This window comes from Bacillus sp. FSL M8-0350 (genome assembly GCF_038593345.1).
Taxonomy (GTDB): Bacteria; Bacillota; Bacilli; order Bacillales; family Bacillaceae; genus Bacillus; species Bacillus safensis.
This window is the reverse complement of sequence record NZ_CP151985.1, coordinates 1,386,030-1,404,156: the sequence shown is the minus strand read 5'-3', so window position 1 is coordinate 1,404,156 and position 18,127 is coordinate 1,386,030. Positions and strand designations below refer to the sequence as shown.

Sequence of the window (18,127 nt, the reverse complement as noted above, 5' to 3'; positions counted from 1 at the left end):
ATGGATGTCTTTTTTTATTTATGCGTAAAGCTCTTCAAGTCTTTTTTGGATGTCTTGATCTGATAAGAACTCATCATATGTTGTTTGTTTATCGACGATGCCATTTGGCGTCACTTCGATAATCCGGTTTGCGACTGTTTCAACAAACTGATGGTCATGAGATGAGAAGAGCATAGCTCCTTTAAAGCTCATGAGGCCGTTATTCAGCGCTGTAATGGATTCTAGGTCTAAGTGGTTCGTTGGCTCATCCAGCAGCAGAATATTCGCTCCAGACAGCATCATTTTTGATAACATACAACGAACCTTTTCTCCTCCTGATAAGACACTTGCTTTTTTCTTCACTTCTTCCCCAGAGAAAAGCATACGTCCTAGGAAACCACGCAGGAAGCTTTCGCTTTGATCATTCGGAGAATATTGACGAAGCCAATCAACGAGATCAACATCGTTTCCTTCAAAGTATTCACTATTATCTTTCGGGAAAAAGGCTTGTGACGTTGTGACGCCCCATTTAAATGATCCGCTGTCTGGCTCCATTTCACCAGCAAGGATTTTAAATAAAGTGGACACAGCAAGCTCGTTACGGCTTAAAAACGCAATTTTATCTTCGCGGTTCATAATAAAGCTGACATTATCCAGTACTTTCACACCGTCAATTGTTTTTGATAGACCTTCTACTTGAAGGACATCATTTCCGATTTCGCGCTCTGGCGCAAAATGAACATACGGATATTTACGTGAAGACGGCTTAATGTCATCTAAAGAGATTTTATCAAGCAATTTCTTTCTTGATGTCGCTTGCTTCGATTTAGAAGCGTTCGCACTAAACCGGGCAACGAATTCTTGAAGCTGCTTAATTTGTTCTTCTTTTTTCTTATTTGCTTCTTGGCTTAGTTTCAGCGCTAACTGGCTGGACTCATACCAAAAATCATAGTTACCGACGTATACTTGGATTTTTCCAAAATCAAGGTCCGCAATATGTGTACATACTTTGTTTAAGAAATGACGATCATGCGAAACGACGATGACGGTATTTTCAAAGTTAATGAGGAACTCTTCGAGCCACTGGATTGCTTGTAAGTCCAAGTGGTTCGTCGGCTCATCGAGAAGAAGAACGTCAGGCTTGCCAAATAAAGCTTGAGCTAAAAGTACTTTTACCTTTTCAGAACCGCCAAGCTCAGACATTTTCTTCGATTGAAGGCTTTCTGGAATGCCAAGGCCCTTTAATAGGATCGCTGCTTCACTTTCAGCTTCCCAGCCGTTTAATTCAGCAAACTCACCTTCAAGCTCCGCTGCACGAATCCCGTCTTCATCTGAGAAATCAGGTTTCATATAGATCGCATCTTTCTCCTGCATCACGTCATATAGACGTTTGTGACCCATGATGACGACTTTCAGCACTTCAAACTCTTCGTATTCAAAGTGGTTCTGTTTTAAAATCGCTAAACGCTCACCAGGACTCATATGAACATCGCCCGTTTGAGGCTCAATTTCTCCAGAAAGAATCTTTAGGAACGTTGATTTACCAGCTCCATTGGCACCAATTAATCCGTAGCAGTTGCCAGGAGTGAATTTAATATTTACTTCTTCAAATAGTTTACGATCAGCAAAGCGCAAACTAACATTATTTACTGCAATCATTTATTAATCCTCCATCACTCATTCATCAATATGAAGTATAACATGAATAACGTTTGATAGAAACGTCTCTCGCTAAGAACGAAGGCTTTTTGTCTATTATGATATAATAAACGGGAATGATTGATTGAAGGAGTTCGGGCGATTTGAGATTACTCACACTGATGGAATACTGTTTATTGATTTTCTTTATGGGCATTTATTTATCTGCAACAGGCTTTAATGCGAGGGACTTTGGCCTTTATATTGGGCTTATCCTCATTTACACACTGGTTCACATCTTTTCCAAACGTTTTTTACAAAAGCGGGGAAAAGAAAACCTAAAGATCGGGTTGTTTCGATCCGTTTTAGCCATTACCGGATCTGTATTCGCTTCTGTTCTAGCGATTGTGATCATTGTTACAGTGCTCACGCCAAATTAAAAACGACCCTTCTGTAAGGGTCGCTCGTTCAAGTACCTTTCTCTTGCCCATGAGAAGGTGCTTTTATTTTGTCTGTCGAATGTCGCCAAATGGGAAGAAAACAAATTCTGATGTCCCGACAACCCGATCCTTTTCAATGAGGCCAAGTCCATTTCTGCTGTCCATGGAATTCAGTCTGTTGTCCCCCATCACAAAGTAATCGTTTTTCGGTACTTTCACTGGGCCAAAATCTCCAGTTAAATGCACTTCATACTCTTTCGCATGCGCCTTATTCTCTTTTAAATAAGGCTCATCTACTTTTTTACCATTAATGTAAAGCGTATCATCCTTCATTTCAATCGTATCACCTGGAAGGCCGATCAATCGTTTGACATAATGAATCTTCTGACCATCTTTTCCATTAATAATCACGATGTCACCGCGTTTTACACCACCGAGATAGTTAATGGTTTTGTTGACAAACAGCTTTTCCCCATCATGAAGTGTTGGTTCCATTGACTCTCCTTCCACCACATACGGTTCAAATATAAACGTACGGATGAGCAAGACGAGTGCAAGTGCGATTAAAATGGCTTTGATCCATTCAAACAGTGAACTTTTCTTCTCTGTTTTGGCTTGCTTCGCATCAGATTGAATTTCATTTTCGTTTTGTTTGTTTTCTTCGTTCAAAATACTGCTTCCTCCTAAGACTTTCTGCTAAAAGACTTGAAACGTGAATTGAATAACTTTACTTTATCATATGTCATTTAAAAATTCACAAGACAACCATCTAATTAGATATTTTTTCCTAATTCACTGATGATTAAACAAAAAGAAGCACCGTTTTTCACGATGCTTCTCTTCTGCATTACGCTTCTTGCCTGACTGGTTTTTTCAAAATACCCAGTAAAATCGCTGTCACAACAGCACCGATTAAGATGCTGATGATATAAAGAACTGGATGATTTGTTACCCAGAAAACAAATAGTCCGCCATGCGGTGCAGGAAGCGTCACTCTAAAGAATTCCGTTAATCCGCCAGCAACTGCTGCACCAATAACAGCTGAAGGAATGACACGAAGAGGATCTGCCGCCGCAAACGGGATCGCCCCTTCCGTGATGAAGGCAGCTCCCATGAAGTAACATGTAATCCCTGCTTCACGGTCACGTTTTGAGAACTTATTTCTAAAGATTGTTGTTGCAAGTGCAATACCTAGTGGTGGAACCATTCCGCCTGCCATAATCGCAGCATGCGGTGCATAGTTGCCAGCAGCAATCATGGCAAGACCAAATGTGTAAGCCGCTTTGTTAATTGGGCCACCCATATCAATTGCCATCATACCAGCTAAAATAATCCCCATTAAGACAAGGTTTCCCGTACCTAATGATTCAAGCCAATGTGTTAATCCGTCCATCACCATTTTCACTGGTGTGTTGACAATATAATGCATGATAATGCCTGTGAAGAAAATACCGAACAATGGATACAGCAGAACCGGTTTAATCCCGTCGAGTGTCTGCGGTACGAATGTGAATACTTTTTTGAGCAGCACAACAATGTAACCTGCTAGGAAACCAGCAATCAATCCGCCTAAGAACCCTGCACCTGCTGCTGACGCCATAAAACCACCGACCATACCTGGCGCAAAACCTGGACGATCTGCAATACTCATGGCAATAAATCCAGCCAATACCGCAACGATTAAGGCAAGCGCATTATCGCCGCCAATTCCTTTTAAGACAGCTGCAAATGAATTAAATGAAGGGTCCTTAGGATCTGCTGAGTTAATGCCCCAGAAGAATGAAATCGCAACAAGGATACCGCCTCCGACAACAAATGGAAGCATGTTACTTACACCACTCATTAAGTGCTTGTAAAATCCGCTTCTTCCTTTGCCAGATGATTCATTTTCCTCTTTAGAAGAACTACCGCCTGAACCTTTATAAATCGGCGCATCTTGATTGATTGCTTTTTCAATTAATTCCTGTGGACGGCGAATACCAGCTGTTACAGGGACTTCAATGACATGCTTGCCTTTAAAGCGTTCCATTTCTACTTGCTTGTCCGCTGCCACAATGATGGCTGGTGCTTCTTCAATTTCTTTTGCTGTAAGGGCATGTTTAATACCGCCAGAGCCATTTGTTTCAACTTTAATGTCAACGCCCATTTCTTTTGCTTTTTCTTTCAAAGCATCTGCTGCCATAAATGTATGGGCAATGCCTGTCGGGCAGGCTGTTACCGCTAAAATTTTAGCAGGCTTTCCTTCTGCAGCCGGCTCCTCTTGAACTTCCTCTTCTTCTTCATCATCTTGATCATGTGTATTGATGATCTCAATGATTTCATCTTCAGTCGCCGCTTCAAGGAGCTGCTTTCGAATTTCTTCACGCATAAGAAGTGTAGATAAACGAGAAAGTGCCTCTAAGTGCGTGTTGTTTGCGCCTTCAGTTGCGGCAATCATAAAGACAAGATGACTCGGCTGCGCGTCTAGTGATTCATAATCTACACCAGCAGTTGAGCGGCCAAATGCAATGGCAGGCTCTTTTACACTCGCTGTTTTAGCGTGCGGGATGGCAATTCCTTCGCCAATACCAGTAGAGCTCTGTTTTTCACGATTGATCACAGCTTCTTTGTAGCCCTCTTTATCATTTAACTTGCCTGCTGTATCTAAAACAGTGACCAGCTCTTCAATGACTGCTTCTTTCTGCTGGCTGTCTAATTGAAGCTTAATGGTATGCTTCGTGAGTAGTTCTGTAATTTTCATGATGACTCCTCCTTTAAATGCGTGTGACTTTTACTTGTGGTAATAGTGTGTCAACAAGCTCTTTTGTGCCAAGCTCCTCAGAAAAGGCTGTAGCGCTTCCTGAAGTAACACCAAGCTTAAATGAATCTTCAATTGAAAGGCCTTTTGAAACGCCGGCTAAAAACCCTGCAACGACTGAATCTCCTGCTCCAACTGAATTAACGAGCGTTCCCTTTGGAACATTGGATTGATAGATTCCTTCTTTACTGAATAAAAGGGCACCATCTCCAGCCATGGAGACGATGACATGTTCAGCACCTTGTTCTAACAGCTTTTTCCCATAAGGAATTGCTTCTTCTGCTGATGAAATACTCGTCTCAAACATTTCACCCAGTTCATGATGATTTGGCTTCATTAAGAACGGTTTCATGTCTGCTGCTTTTTTTAACGCTTCGCCAGAAATATCAAGAACAACTCTTACACCTTGCTCTCTGCAAACTTCAGCAATACGCTCATATGTGTTATGAGGTAATGAAGAAGGAATACTGCCAGCTAAAACCACGACATCTCCTTCAGTCAATGAAGAAAATTGAGATAGAAACGACTCAAATTGCGCTTCAGTAATTGATGGGCCGAGTCCGTTGATTTCTGTCTCTTCACCTGTTTTTAGTTTCACATTGATTCTTGTATCTTCTGACACCTCGTGAAAGGCTGTTTGTAATTGTTCGTTCTGTAAAAAATCTTGAATATATTTGCCTGTAAATCCACCAATGAATCCAAGTGCTTTTGATTCAACACCGTGACGTTTTAATAGCCTTGAGACATTGATACCTTTACCACCTGGATATTTTTGATCATAGGTTGAACGATTTAAACCGCCGACTGCAAAATCCTCCACGTGTACGATGTAATCAACTGATGGGTTTAAAGTAACTGTATAAATCATGTTTTCACTACCTTTATAACCGTTTTTTCATGGTAATTATCGAATGAATCCTCTTTTGCGTCGTTTGTGATAATGGTGGCTTCCTGTAAACTAGCAAAGGCTGAAAACGATATTTCGCCAAACTTCGAGGCATCTGATAAGATATAGGTTTTTTTCGCCTGTTTCATGGCTCTTTTTTTCATGAGTGCTTCCTCTGGATCAGGCGTTGTAAATCCCGCCTCGGGATGAATGCCGTTTGTCCCAACAAAGCTTTTGTCAAAACGATAATTTTCCATCGCTGTCAAAGCTGCGGCTCCCACCATGGCTCCTGTTCGATGTTTCACTGATCCGCCTATCAAGTAAAAGGTAATGCCTTTTCTCATAAGTGCTTCAATATGCATCACACCGTTTGTCACCACAACAATATCTTGATCTGGATCGATATATTCAATCATTTGCTGTGTGGTTGTACCTGCATCTAAATAAATACAGTCGCCCTGTTTTAAAAGAGATGCCGCTGCCTCTGCTACCACTGACTTTTCTTGAAGGTTTTTGGCAGATTTCTCAAATACATCTGGTTCAAGGCGAATACTCGAAATCTTGGCTGCTCCTCCATGAACCCTTTTAAGAAATCCTTTTTCTTCAAGGGCTGATAAATCTCTTCTAATTGTAGATTCAGACGCATCCGTCATCATCGTTAAGTCCTGTATTTTAATGACATCATTTTCTTCTAAGCTGTCAATAATGAGTTGATGTCTTTCCGGTGTTAACATGAGAACACCCCTTTTGAAAACGTATTCATTTTGCGCGCACCTTTATTGTAATCGCTTTTTTCAACATTATCAATACAAAACAATCAAATACATTCAATAACTATCAAAATCTTTCACCATGGTCATCTTACCTTTATATGTACCATTTGTAAACTGAAAAATATGTGACATTAAGATGAAAGTCATGATATTAGCATTTCTATCATTTTTTATTTCATTCAATGGAACTAAAAAAAGCTTCTATGCGATTTGCATAAAAGCTTTTGATGTGTAATGAAGGCAAATGTAAACCATTTGTATGCTTTTTTCTTCTCCGAATCATTCATACCTGAGCGATTCAATAGGGTCTAGTCTCGCTGCTTTATTCGCAGGAATTAACCCAAAAACAATTCCAATGAGCATACTAAACAGTACGCCTCCACAAACCACTTGCCAAGATACGAGAGACGGCCAGCCGGCAAATAGTGATACTAGCGAAGCACCGCCTAATCCAAGTGCAATTCCCATCAGCCCGCCGATGAGTGTTAAAACGACAGACTCAATTAAAAATTGAACGAGAATTTGCGCCCTTGTTGCGCCCATCGCCTTTCGAATACCGATTTCTCTTGTCCTCTCTGTCACAGAAACGAGCATAATATTCATCACACCGATGCCGCCGACAAGTAAAGAGATTCCGGCTATTGAGCCAATGATCGTTGTCATAACGGACGTTATTTGACCGATCCCCTCTGCGATTTCTTCCATATTGATCATTTCGTAAGCATCTTCTGTATGATGATTTTCATTTAATATGGCAGCCGCGCTCTTTCCTACTTCCTTCATTTGATCCGCATGTGCGACTTGAATAGACAACTTATCATATTCATTCATACCAAATGTGGAGGTGAGCATCCCAAATGGGACATATATTTCATTCATATCAAATGAAAACATCCCTTTCTGTTTTGCTAACACACCGATGACTTCAACTGGCTGTCCGTTCATCCAAATCAGTTCACCTAATGCCTTTTGTCCATTGAATAGTTCTTTTTGTAAGCCATCCGAGATGAGGGCAGCTCTTCTGCCGCTTCTAAAGTCAATATCTCTTAAATTCTGTCCTTCTGCGATTTGTAATGAATGTACATCCGTATACCCCTCATTTATGCCGTTAACTGTCGCATCAACTGTCGTATCTTGAAATCTCAGCTGCATTCCTTGTGCAGTCGAGGAGGCGACCTGCTTCACCCCATTGATTGTCCTAATGCTTTTTATGTCTTCCTCAGTAAATGAGGCTTCGAATAAGGCATTTGGATTTGCATTTAACTCTTCGTCAGAAGGCGTATATGTCATATCAATGGTATTGTTTGGACCTGAAATCGATCCTTTTAACATTTGCTCACCGCCTTGACCGATCGCCACGACTGCAATGACTGATCCAACACCAATAATAATCCCAAGCATCGTTAAAATAGAACGTAATTTATGAGCTAAAACCGAATTCAGCGCTATTTTGATATTTTCAAAGAGTTTCATTCATAGCGTCCCCTTGTATCCATCTATCTTCAACAAGCCGTCCATCTCTCACAACGACCGTACGGTTTGTATACGCAGCTATTTCTTCTTCATGGGTGACAAGCACAATCGTTGTCCCTTCCTCATTCAGCTGTGTAAACTGTTCCATAATTGACATGCTTGTTTTTGAGTCGAGCGCACCAGTCGGTTCATCTGCTAAAATAAGCTGAGGCTTATTGACAATCGCTCGTGCAATTGCCACCCTTTGCTTTTGTCCTCCTGACAACTCACTTGGCATATGTTTCATTCGATCTGCCAAACCAACCTTTTCAAGCGCCAATTCCGCACGTTCTTTTCTTTCCTTTTGACTGATCCCAGCATAAATCATTGGCAGTTCAACATTGCGCCTCGCATTTAACCTTGGCAGAAGGTGAAATTGCTGAAAAACAAATCCAATGGATTGATTTCGAATGACCGCAAGCTCTTGATCCTTTGCTGCTGACAGCTCTGTACCTTGAAAATGATATTGTCCTGTCGTCGGGCGGTCTAAACAGCCAATAATATTCATTAATGTTGACTTTCCAGAGCCGGACGGGCCCATAATGGACATATACTCGCCTTTCTCAATGACAAGATTCATGTCACTTAATACATCAAATGTTTCGTGTGCGACCTCATAGCTTTTTGTTACGTTGGAAAGCTGAATCATTCAGCATCCACTTCCATTCCGTCATACATATCATCTCCTATATGAGCAATGATTTGATCCTCTGCCTTGACACCTTTTGTCACTTCAAGATCATGACCTGACGTTTCCCCTATGACCACTTTTACTTTTTTCAGTACATTTTTTCGAACAACATAAACGTATTGTCCATCAGTCTCTTTTTTTACCGCTGTTTCAGGAATCGTTTGCGCTTGGCGCTTATCTGTTTCAATTTCCATGATCATTTTAAAACCAGGCTTCGCCTCAGGTTTCTTTCCCTTTATTTCAACTTCAACAGGATATTGAACCGTTTGATCGCTCGAAGTTGTTTCGGCTGCATTCTGGACAGGAACAGCGCCCACTTTTTTCACGACTCCTTGCCAGCTCTTCCCGCGAATAACATCAGACGTTACCTTCACTTTTTGTTTCTTTTTGATTTTGATGGCATCATACTCTGAGATCAAACCCCGCACAATCATTTTTTTCTCATGACCAATATGGATGATCGGCTGCCTTTCTTCCGGCCCCCCTGCTCCGGCCTCTTGCTCAATGGAAATGACTGTTCCATCAATTTTACTATGTACGGTTAAGTCTTCTATTTGCGCCTTTACTTTTTCTTGGCTGATCTCTGCTTGCTTTTGTTCTAATTCAGCCGCTTTCAGTTCTAATTGAAGCTGATCTCGCTCGCTTTTAGCATTAGCGTCAGATCCGCCTGCTTTTTTCTCATCTAATTCACTCAGCCTTTTTTGCAATTGTTCCAGTTTTAATGTACTTGACTCAGCCGCTAGTGCTTGCTGCTGCTCCTCAAGCTCCAGTTCCTTGTTTTCATATGTAAGAAGCGGCGTTCCAGCCTTTACCTTTTCCCCTTCTTTCACAGCAATTCCCTTCAATTTCCCCTTTTCCTCTTCTTCATAGATGAACTGCTCTTCAGAGAACGAAAGTGTCCCGGGTGTCATCACCGTAGATGTGATTTCTTTCGGCGTGAGTTTGACTGTTTTAATCGCTGCTGTAGAAGCAGGCTTTGCTTGGTTTTTCGCAATATTAAATCCAATAAATAGTCCAATCACAATAATTAAAATAGATCCGATGATGATTTTCTTTCTCATAAAAACCTTCTACCCCCAGCTTACTGATATGTTAATTGCTGTTCCTATATATTGAAAAATTAACGATAAGATATAAAAAACGCCTATAATCACCCAAGAAATTCTCGGTGATATACGCCCAACTCGGATGAATAAAAAGCCTGTTAAAACAAGATTCCAGATCACAAAAAGATCGATATTGGCTAACACCGCCTGCCATGGACCAGAAATTCGAATGAGCGCGTTTAACGAGGTAACCGTGATGTCTTTTGGAACATGAAAAAGGATTACTGCCAAATGAGAAATAATCGTTCCAATGATCGTAACGGGCGTAATGAACAGGACCGCTGAAAACAGCTGCCGAAATGATGCATCACCTTTCGCTAAAAATACGATGAACTTATATATAGCTGCATTGATGACAATGCCAAATACCAGGCCAATGAGCGTCACCACATAAACAACAGGTACCGGCAAACTTAAATCTGCCCACATTCCCTTATTTACGAGCTCAGACAAATAAGTCACAACGACTGTTAAAATAAGCACACAAGATAAAGGCCACCAAACAACTGGATGTTCCCATACTCTTTTCAGGTGCTCTGATGGTCTTGTGCTCACTCCAATGATCGTAGGTTTTTGCATGTTTTCTTTCATCAAATGTCATCCTCTCTATGTCAAGCAAGTATGCAAACGCACAATGACGCTCTTTTTCTTTCTATTTTATCAAAAGATTGCCAATAAGTGATCGATCATTTAATTTTCTTATTTTCGTTGAGAAAAAATTTTATCTATTATTCTATTTTCACGAATTAAATCCTTCAAATGACCTCATGATCCGACCATATTCATATCCAGAATCGTGCTTTTACTGACTTAAAAACATTTTATTAAGTAAACAATATGTCTTTCGGAATAAATATCCTTTTCTTTTGGATTCGCATGGTCTTACATAGACACAACAATTTTTTGTTAAAATAATCCTAGTAATTTCGGCAAATCCCGGCTTTATAGGACTATGAATGGTTTCTTTTACAGAACAAATAAGTCTTTAGTATCAATACTTTCATATTAAAAAATTAAAAATAAAGGGATTTTACTTGATCAAAAGTTATTTTTTCATATAATGTAAAATAGAGGTAGGTTAAATGATAGTGGAAATGGAGTCAAGTGAATGTTAAGAGAAAAATTGAAAATGCAATTGATTTTACTGTATGAAAAGGAACAAGAAGCATGGCAATACTTTCGAAAGGAAAGAGAATCGATTTATCATGAGCTCAAATTACTTGATATGAAAGAAAGCAGACCTTCTAACGACAAAATATACTACGCTGCAAGATGTGTAGATATTATTAAAGAGAAAAAGGGAAGCATTGTGAGCACAAAAGAATTAAAGGAACAGCTTCAAGCTCAAACAGATTTCAATGTGAGACGAATCAGCGAATTGTATGATCTCATTCAGCAGCTCGATCCTCACATTTCTAAAGCAAGAAGGGGATGTTTTATTTACGAAGATCACACCCAAGCACCTCTACAAACTTTTCACACATAAAAAATTGGTTACAGCCGGGTGGCCATAACCAAATCCTCTAATATCTATTATCCACCACTTACAGGAGGAATGAGTGCAACAGTGTCCCCGCTACGCACTTCAGCATTTCCCCTCGTATATATTTCGTTGACTGCAACCATTACATTTTTTGCAGCATCAACACCATATACCTCCTGTAATTCTATTTTAATCTCATCAACCGTTGTTTGATCTTTTTGAATGATGATTTGTTGTTTACCGGCCTTCTCAGCAAGGCCGGCGAACAATAACACATTAATCATGCTGATCACCTTCTTTTTCTGCAAGTTGAAGATGGCTAGGTTTACCTTCTGGATATGAAACCGTTTCAAGCTGATCACCTATCCAGGCCTCTCCATCTTCCCAATATTCTTTTTTCCAAATAGGAACGATTTCCTTGATTCGTTCAATAGCATATTCATTGGCTTCGTAGGCAGCCTTCCTATGAGGAGACGAAACGGCGATCACAACAGCAATATCGGTTATCTCAAGTGTTCCAATCCGGTGCACAATCGCAGCTTCAGTGTCAGGCCACCGATTCTTCATTTCTTGTCCAATCTGCCTTAGCATGTTTTCCGCCATTGGTATGTATGCTTCGTAGGTTAAACGCAATGTTTTCTTGCCGTTTGTCCATTCTCTGACCGTCCCGATAAACGTTGTAATAGCTCCTGCCTTTCGTCTTGTCACATGCTGAATCAATTCGTTTACCTCAATCGGCATTTTTGTTATTTTAAAAAGTTCGCTCAAAACGTGCCGCCTCCCTTCAATAAGTGAAAAGCAAATGTCATCCCGCGCTTATCAAAAGCTGAAAACACAGGAAACGGGTAATTTTCGGTTAATGGATCCTCTTGAGAAAAATAAATAGCTGCTTGTATATTAGAAAGAGTTGAAAGGTCAATAAGCTCCTCTTCATTCTTGACACAAACGATTTTGCGATAAGGCGCCTGTTTGTACCCCTCTATGAGAACAGCGTCTAACGGAAGATGCTGACACATGTTGAGCAGCTGCTCTAACGTGAAGTCCTGCATCGAAAAGTGAAATTCACCCTCTCCTTCAACACCTGCGGCATATGCACCTGCCTGAATATATCGATCAGTATCCTTTTCTTTGAAAAGACGATCTGGTGTCCCGCCATGTCCATGGTGTTTAAAGCAGCCTAGCTTCAGCCCTTCACATTCAGCCAGCTGACAGAGCTTTTCGATCAACGTGGTCTTGCCACTATTTTGATAACCGACCACCTGTAATATGCTTAATTTGTCATCCAGCATGAAGACCCACCGCCTTTGTGCTGAAACAGCAGAACATCAACTTGATCACCTGCTTGAAAACCTCTTGTTCCCCCAGGCAGCACGATGAAACAGTCAGCCTCTGCAATAGAGGTCACTGCACTTGATTTATCAAGACCTGTTGGAGTCACACTGATCTGACTGCCAGTGAATTGAAGGGCCGCCCTGACAAAACGAGTGAACGGATTGGCTTTTGGAAAATCATGTGTGAGTTTCGCCTCAGCAAAAGTGGGAAACGGATTTTCTTTCCTATACCATTTATAAATGATCGGTTTCACAAATAATTCAAAGCCCACAAAACAGGCAGCAGGGTTTCCGGACAGCCCAAACAGCAATTGGCCATTCGGCATTGCAGCCACAGTCGTCACACTTCCAGGTCTCATGGCTACTTTATTAAACAAGACCTTGGCTCCCAGCTTTTCATAAATGGCAGGCAGAAAGTCAAAATCGCCCACTGACACACCGCCTGTTGTGATCAGAATGTCTACCTTGCTCATGGCTGCTTTTACTGCATGATAACTTTTGTCAAAATCATCGGAGACTCCGCCTAAATCAAGCGGCTCAGCTCCGGCCTCAAGTACTTGCGCATAGACCATACTAAGATTACTATTTCTAATCTTGCCGTCCACCATGGCATCACTTACTTGAAGAAGCTCTGTGCCTGTTGAGATAATGCCAATCACCGGTTTTTTGACAACTGGCACTACCGCATATCCGAATGTCGCCAATAGAGCCGTGACGCCAGGAGTGACATCTGTTCCTTTTTTGACCATCACGTTTCCTTTGAGTACCTCTTCTCCTTGACGAGAAATATTGTCTCCCTTTTTCAGCGGTCTTTTCAGTGACATGAATGATTTGCCGCCTTTTTCAAAAGTCTTCGTCAGTTCAATCATGATGACGACATTTGCGCCATTTGGAATTTTTGCTCCTGTCATAATACGAATGGCCTGAAAGGGACCGATGGTTTTTGCTGAGACCATTCCTGCACCAATATGATCAATGACCTCGAATTCAACTGGATGCGCACTTGACGCTTCTTTTGTATCTTCTGCCCGAAGTGCAAAGCCATCATACGGAGAACGATCAAATGCCGGAACATCATGGTCTGCCAAAATATCTTCTGCAATAAACCGTCCAAGGCTGTCTTTTAAAGGGACCCATTCTATTTCTCCATGTTTTTCGTATTGGTGGACTTTCTTTATGGCCTCTTCTACTGGTATTGGCTGCCGTCTTTCCATCACACATCACTCCTATATCCCTAGCAGTCTTGCTAGTAATGAATTGGCTTCTTTTTCATCATTTGTTCCATGGATTAATGCACGTCCCCCTTTGAAACAGACCATTCGGTAGTTTTCGTAGCGTACATGGATTAAGAAGTCGTTTACTTCCACCTCACATAAAGATGAGAGCCGCTCTTTTATATGCTGAAATGATAGTTTTGCTAAATCCTTCGATACAATTTGAACGGTGTCACGTCCGCAAAGGACCGTCGATTTTTTACGCTGATCATGTAAATAAGGATAGGTTCTTGCCGTGCCGCAAGTTGGACAGGTCTTCTCTTTAGTGCGAGATAAATCCATTTTAAATGATGTAGACTGCCAAAGATCAAACGTGACAAATTTCCGCTCGATTTGCTCTTCATGACCAGTTAAATATTTGAGTGCCTCTGTTTGCTGATAAGCAGAAACCATTTGAACGGCAGGTGAAATAATCCCCGCTGTATCGCACGTCAAGCCGCCAACAGGCATTGCCGTGAACACACATGATAAACATGGCGTTTTATCCGGCAATATGGTCATATACATCCCCTGACTGCTTACACAAGCGCCATATATCCAAGGCGTCTTCGTTTCTAGTGATAAATCATTCATCACCATTCTTGTCTCAAAATTATCTGTTGCATCAATGACGATATCTGCTCTCTGGAATAACGGCCTTAACAGCTCCGCCCCTGCATCTTCAATCAGGGCGTGTATCGTCACTTCATGATTGATCTGCTCGAGACGTTTTTTTGCCGCTGCTGCTTTTGGCACATGTGCGTATGCATCATGTTCCGTGTACAGCTGCTGCCGCTGTAAATTTGAAAATTCCACATAATCACGATCGACAATCGTCAGCGTACCGATGCCAGACCGAACAAGCCCTTCCGCAGAGGCGGTACCAAGAGCACCGGCTCCAACGATCAGAACATGACTTTCAACCAGCGCATGCTGTCCTTTTTCCCCAACCGGAGGGAACAAGATTTGTCTTGAATATCGGTCATTCAATGCTGTTCTCTCCTCACCGTTTTTTATGTATCATATCATACCGTTTTCAGGTAAATCGCTTCTTTTATTGATATTACGAAATTCATTTGATGTCACGTTCAGTTCTTCCTCTGAAACGATACGCACTTGAAGCTTTTGAAGCAAGTCCTTGACGGCAAATTGATTCTCTTTTAAACACGCGCGAATAAAAGGCAGAGAGCGGCGGTGATAAAGCGCAAATAAAGGCTGTAATCTGCCCTGAACAAGCGGGATAATGGCATCTGCGTGCTCGCTGCAATAGGACGATAATACTTTCGCCGTTTCCTTCCGTATGAAAGGCATATCACATGCCATTACTAAATACCATTCTGCCTCTTGCTTTTGCATCGCCGTATATATGCCGGCAAGCGGTCCGCATCCGCGCACCTCTTCATCATCTAACCACACACTTTGTTCACCTCTTGCTTTGAAAAAAGGAAGAAGCGACGGATGGCTGATGATAACCGTCTGCCCTTCTAAAAGCTGCTCTTTCACATGCTCATATAATGGTTTCCCTTGATACATATGACTTGCCTTTGGCTCTCCAAAGCGTCTGGAAGCGCCTCCAGCTAAAATTACATTCACTACGTGCATCCTCTAAGTCCTCCTTTGATATGGTTGTTCTAATCGCACTCCTTTCGCATACTTTATTGGTAACATGAATAAGGAGGGTCTATCGATGAACAGGCGCCATGCTTCTCCCCTATTCCATGATTTATCTCAAGAGAATTTATACTTAAAAGCTGAAACTGCCAAATATCAACAAATGATCTCTGATTTACAGTCCTCATATACGTATTCTAAAAATAAGAAGTTAACTCAAGAATATCATGAGATGAAAAAGGATTTCACGCAATTAAAACAACAATTGGATGAAATGACCAATGATCAACACGATGCTGCCTCAAAAATACAGGAACTCTCCTACAGCAAATCAGAATTATTACATAAAATTGTCCTTCTCCATGAGATGCTGCAAAAGGAAACCTATCATAGAAGAAAAGAAACCGAAGAAAAACACAGGCTGCATTTGAAAGTTGTCAAATATAAGGAAATCTCTCAACAATTAAATGAGCGGATAGAGGATCAAGATAAACAGCTTGCAAAAGAGGAGAAAAAAGGAAATACTTTATCCGCAGTGATTGAGAAGCTGCAGCAAACATTGAGCGATAAAAATGCAGAGTTTCATGTATTACAGGAAGGCGTCAGACACCTTCAAGAGCGTTTTTATGAAACACAAGAGAAATTGCTGCAAATAGAAAAAGCAAAAGAAGCGATTTTTTACGAAACGCTCACAAGCTATCAAAAACAGTTAGCAGAAAGCGAAGAATGGATCGCCTCTCATTTTGCTGATATTGACCAGTCAGCAAAAACAAATGCACAGCCATTCTCACGAGACCGCATCCTGCAAACGACAGAAGAAATCGAACCGATCTTGAAGAAACTCAACGAACAAGTTCAAACACTTCAGGAACACGTTGATGCAGTGCAGCGTAATGGAGAGGTCATGACAGTCAAAATCGACAGCTTCAAAAAACAGCGTGATCACCTGCCCAAGGAACGCAAAATTGTCTATACAGTTGATCAAAAGAAGTAATTCTCGAAATAAAAAACTGCTGGCTTTTACGCTCAGCAGTTTTTTATTTATTCGTCTTCTGTTTGAATGTCGCCTTCTAAAATATACTGTCCGCGATAAGGCTTCTTCACTTCAGGGTACATTTTAATTAAGCTTTGCATAAACGTTGTCATATTTGGGATTTCAAGACCGCTCTCTTTTTCGATCTCTTTTTGAAGTTCTGAGCTTTTAATCGCTGCATTATGACGTTTTAACGTTTTAATCGCAGCTTCACGAAGCTTCGCTGCCTTAGAGCCAGGACGAGCTGTGCCTCTTCTGCGTCTTGTCGATCCTTCAGGAATACCTACAGGTGCACCGTTTAGCTGTCCTGTTCCTAAAGATGATGATTGTGGTTGTGCCGGCTGCTGGTAGCTTCTCATTTCTTGCGCAGCAAGCTCAGCTAATACAGGCAGTGAATCCGTCTTTCTCTCTGTACGTACTTCTTTTTTTGTATCTGACACTAGACCTGTTCCTTGACGGTCTAATTCTCTTAATTTTGCATAAATCGCATCTCGCTCAATTTGATATTCACGGATGACCTTTACTTCTGCCTCGTTTAATTGTTCCAATCGTAAACGTAACGCTTCCCTCTCATTAAACAATGGATTTCCCCCTCATCATATAAAAAATATTCTATAGTAAATATTAGATTAGAAAACTAATTTTATCAACTATTTTTTTATCATTTTACAGTTTGCTAACAGATAGGTATTTTCAACTAAAATTTTGCCAAAGAGGAAAAATCGGCACCCATTTCATTGCCACTATAGGCTTTTGACAAACCTTAAAATATTGTAAAAAAATTGAATAAACGCTTATACTACTTGATTTATATAGTTATTTACCTAACTGAAATTTCTTTTGTGCAAAAACGTTCTGAATAGTAAAAAGTTAAAATCTTTACATTTTCATTTCAAAACAAAAATGTAAATAGGTCGTTATACCTTTTTGTTTCAGGGATATTTTTTAATAAACTCCCTCATTTTCTCTTTTCTTAGGAATAACACCTACATAAAAACTCATCCGAAGCCATATGCTTCTTATTTTTGTCCATGAAAAAACCCCCATTTATGGGGGAAAAGCTTATTCTGCAGCCTTTTCAGACTCAGAAAGCACTCGATTGACACGTTTTTCAAGCATTTTCATTCCGCTTCCGCCGGCTTGGAAGTGGCGCAAAGCACCTGTTTTATCAAATACATAATATGCCGGTACATATTCGTTTTCAAAGGCTTCTGTTAAGTGATGATCACTGTCCACAAAGATTGGCTGCGTGATTTCATGCTCTTTCGCAACTTCTTTGATTTTTTCTAGATCTAGGTCATCCTCTGAACGAGGCATATGAACTGCCACAACGTTTAGTTGATCCTTGTATTCATCACGGAATTGATTGACTTGAGGCATTGCCTCTTTACAAAGATGACAGCTGACAGACCAGAAATGAATCAATGTTGGTTTGTCACCAATCAAATCTTCTTTTGTTACTTCTCCATTTAACCATTCTTTTGCACCAGTTAGTTCTGGCATTGGTTGACGTAATTTCATTATGAAGCGCCTCCATCCATTGTATGTGTCGAAACAAAAAGGTCTAACATCAGTTAGACCCTCTTGTTTCTTC

The 18,127-nt window shown here is 40.8% G+C and carries 20 protein-coding genes; 3 read left to right on the top strand and 17 right to left on the bottom strand.

Annotated elements, in window-relative coordinates; all coding sequences use genetic code 11:
• Positions 1–18 precede the first annotated feature (18 nt).
• Positions 19–1,638 (bottom strand): ATP-binding cassette domain-containing protein, encoded by a 1,620-nt coding sequence (locus tag NSS80_RS07165; RefSeq protein ID WP_024426884.1) that lies wholly within the window; start codon positions 1,636–1,638, stop codon positions 19–21.
• Between the two features lie 143 nt (positions 1,639–1,781).
• On the opposite strand from NSS80_RS07165, the gene NSS80_RS07160 reads away from it, so the two are divergent.
• A complete protein-coding gene (locus NSS80_RS07160) occupies positions 1,782–2,057 on the top strand; it encodes a hypothetical protein (RefSeq protein ID WP_034281618.1) in 276 nt (91 codons plus the stop codon).
• Between the two features lie 63 nt (positions 2,058–2,120).
• Here the strand turns inward: NSS80_RS07160 and lepB are convergent, their stop codons facing one another.
• The 8 genes from lepB to NSS80_RS07120 all read right to left on the bottom strand — a co-directional run bounded on the left by lepB (position 2,121) and on the right by NSS80_RS07120 (position 10,413).
• Positions 2,121–2,693 (bottom strand): signal peptidase I, encoded by a 573-nt coding sequence (lepB, locus tag NSS80_RS07155; protein ID WP_029706712.1) that lies wholly within the window; start codon positions 2,691–2,693, stop codon positions 2,121–2,123.
• A gap of 211 nt (positions 2,694–2,904) precedes the next feature.
• Positions 2,905–4,797 (bottom strand): PTS fructose transporter subunit IIABC, encoded by a 1,893-nt coding sequence (locus tag NSS80_RS07150; RefSeq protein ID WP_024424741.1) that lies wholly within the window; start codon positions 4,795–4,797, stop codon positions 2,905–2,907.
• A 13-nt stretch (positions 4,798–4,810) separates the two neighbouring features.
• Positions 4,811–5,722: a 1-phosphofructokinase gene (pfkB, locus tag NSS80_RS07145; protein ID WP_025092362.1), complete on the bottom strand. Its 912-nt coding sequence runs from the start codon at positions 5,720–5,722 to the stop codon at positions 4,811–4,813.
• Positions 5,719–6,474 (bottom strand): DeoR/GlpR family DNA-binding transcription regulator, encoded by a 756-nt coding sequence (locus tag NSS80_RS07140; protein ID WP_041117262.1) that lies wholly within the window; start codon positions 6,472–6,474, stop codon positions 5,719–5,721. The genes pfkB and NSS80_RS07140 overlap by 4 nt, the downstream gene beginning before the upstream one ends.
• Before the next feature lie 318 nt (positions 6,475–6,792).
• Entirely contained in the window at positions 6,793–7,986 is a 1,194-nt protein-coding gene (locus NSS80_RS07135) for an ABC transporter permease (RefSeq protein ID WP_041117260.1), read from the bottom strand.
• Positions 7,973–8,674, bottom strand: coding sequence for an ABC transporter ATP-binding protein (locus tag NSS80_RS07130; protein ID WP_024426879.1), 702 nt, complete (start codon positions 8,672–8,674; stop codon positions 7,973–7,975). Before NSS80_RS07130 ends, NSS80_RS07135 begins: the two co-directional genes overlap by 14 nt.
• The gene (locus tag NSS80_RS07125; RefSeq protein ID WP_041117259.1) at positions 8,671–9,777 is read right to left on the bottom strand and encodes an efflux RND transporter periplasmic adaptor subunit; all 1,107 of its coding nucleotides are present in this window, start codon (positions 9,775–9,777) and stop codon (positions 8,671–8,673) included. The genes NSS80_RS07130 and NSS80_RS07125 overlap by 4 nt, the downstream gene beginning before the upstream one ends.
• Before the next feature lie 9 nt (positions 9,778–9,786).
• On the bottom strand, positions 9,787–10,413 hold the full coding sequence (locus NSS80_RS07120; RefSeq protein ID WP_025092360.1) for a YIP1 family protein: 627 nt from the start codon (positions 10,411–10,413) through the stop codon (positions 9,787–9,789).
• 517 nt (positions 10,414–10,930) lie between these two features.
• Here NSS80_RS07120 and NSS80_RS07115 point away from each other — a divergent pair.
• The gene (locus NSS80_RS07115) at positions 10,931–11,308 is read left to right on the top strand and encodes a hypothetical protein (RefSeq protein WP_024424734.1); all 378 of its coding nucleotides are present in this window, start codon (positions 10,931–10,933) and stop codon (positions 11,306–11,308) included.
• Positions 11,309–11,355: 47 nt separating this feature from the next.
• Here NSS80_RS07115 and moaD read toward each other — a convergent pair whose 3' ends face one another.
• The 6 genes from moaD to NSS80_RS07085 are packed head-to-tail and all read right to left on the bottom strand — an operon-like array spanning position 11,356 to position 15,491.
• A complete protein-coding gene (gene moaD / locus NSS80_RS07110) occupies positions 11,356–11,589 on the bottom strand; it encodes a molybdopterin converting factor subunit 1 (RefSeq protein ID WP_041117257.1) in 234 nt (77 codons plus the stop codon).
• Positions 11,582–12,046: a molybdenum cofactor biosynthesis protein MoaE gene (locus NSS80_RS07105; protein WP_198527505.1), complete on the bottom strand. Its 465-nt coding sequence runs from the start codon at positions 12,044–12,046 to the stop codon at positions 11,582–11,584. Before NSS80_RS07105 ends, moaD begins: the two co-directional genes overlap by 8 nt.
• 23 nt (positions 12,047–12,069) lie before the next feature.
• The gene (gene mobB, locus NSS80_RS07100) at positions 12,070–12,594 is read right to left on the bottom strand and encodes a molybdopterin-guanine dinucleotide biosynthesis protein B (protein WP_024424784.1); all 525 of its coding nucleotides are present in this window, start codon (positions 12,592–12,594) and stop codon (positions 12,070–12,072) included.
• The gene (gene glp / locus NSS80_RS07095) at positions 12,576–13,853 is read right to left on the bottom strand and encodes a gephyrin-like molybdotransferase Glp (protein ID WP_248351431.1); all 1,278 of its coding nucleotides are present in this window, start codon (positions 13,851–13,853) and stop codon (positions 12,576–12,578) included. Before glp ends, mobB begins: the two co-directional genes overlap by 19 nt.
• A 9-nt stretch (positions 13,854–13,862) precedes the next feature.
• Entirely contained in the window at positions 13,863–14,879 is a 1,017-nt protein-coding gene (locus tag NSS80_RS07090) for a ThiF family adenylyltransferase (protein WP_034623325.1), read from the bottom strand.
• A 30-nt stretch (positions 14,880–14,909) separates the two neighbouring features.
• On the bottom strand, positions 14,910–15,491 hold the full coding sequence (locus tag NSS80_RS07085) for a molybdenum cofactor guanylyltransferase (RefSeq protein WP_317222062.1): 582 nt from the start codon (positions 15,489–15,491) through the stop codon (positions 14,910–14,912).
• 85 nt (positions 15,492–15,576) lie between these two features.
• Between NSS80_RS07085 and NSS80_RS07080 the strand changes: the two genes are divergently transcribed.
• Complete coding sequence (locus tag NSS80_RS07080; RefSeq protein ID WP_034623329.1) at positions 15,577–16,494, top strand: hypothetical protein; 918 nt, start codon at positions 15,577–15,579, stop codon at positions 16,492–16,494.
• Positions 16,495–16,541: 47 nt separating this feature from the next.
• On the opposite strand, the gene rok is transcribed toward NSS80_RS07080, so the two are convergent.
• Positions 16,542–17,114: a transcriptional regulator Rok gene (gene rok, locus NSS80_RS07075; protein ID WP_024426871.1), complete on the bottom strand. Its 573-nt coding sequence runs from the start codon at positions 17,112–17,114 to the stop codon at positions 16,542–16,544.
• A gap of 481 nt (positions 17,115–17,595) precedes the next feature.
• The gene (locus NSS80_RS07070; RefSeq protein ID WP_024424727.1) at positions 17,596–18,054 is read right to left on the bottom strand and encodes a TlpA disulfide reductase family protein; all 459 of its coding nucleotides are present in this window, start codon (positions 18,052–18,054) and stop codon (positions 17,596–17,598) included.
• Positions 18,055–18,127: the final 73 nt, after the last annotated feature.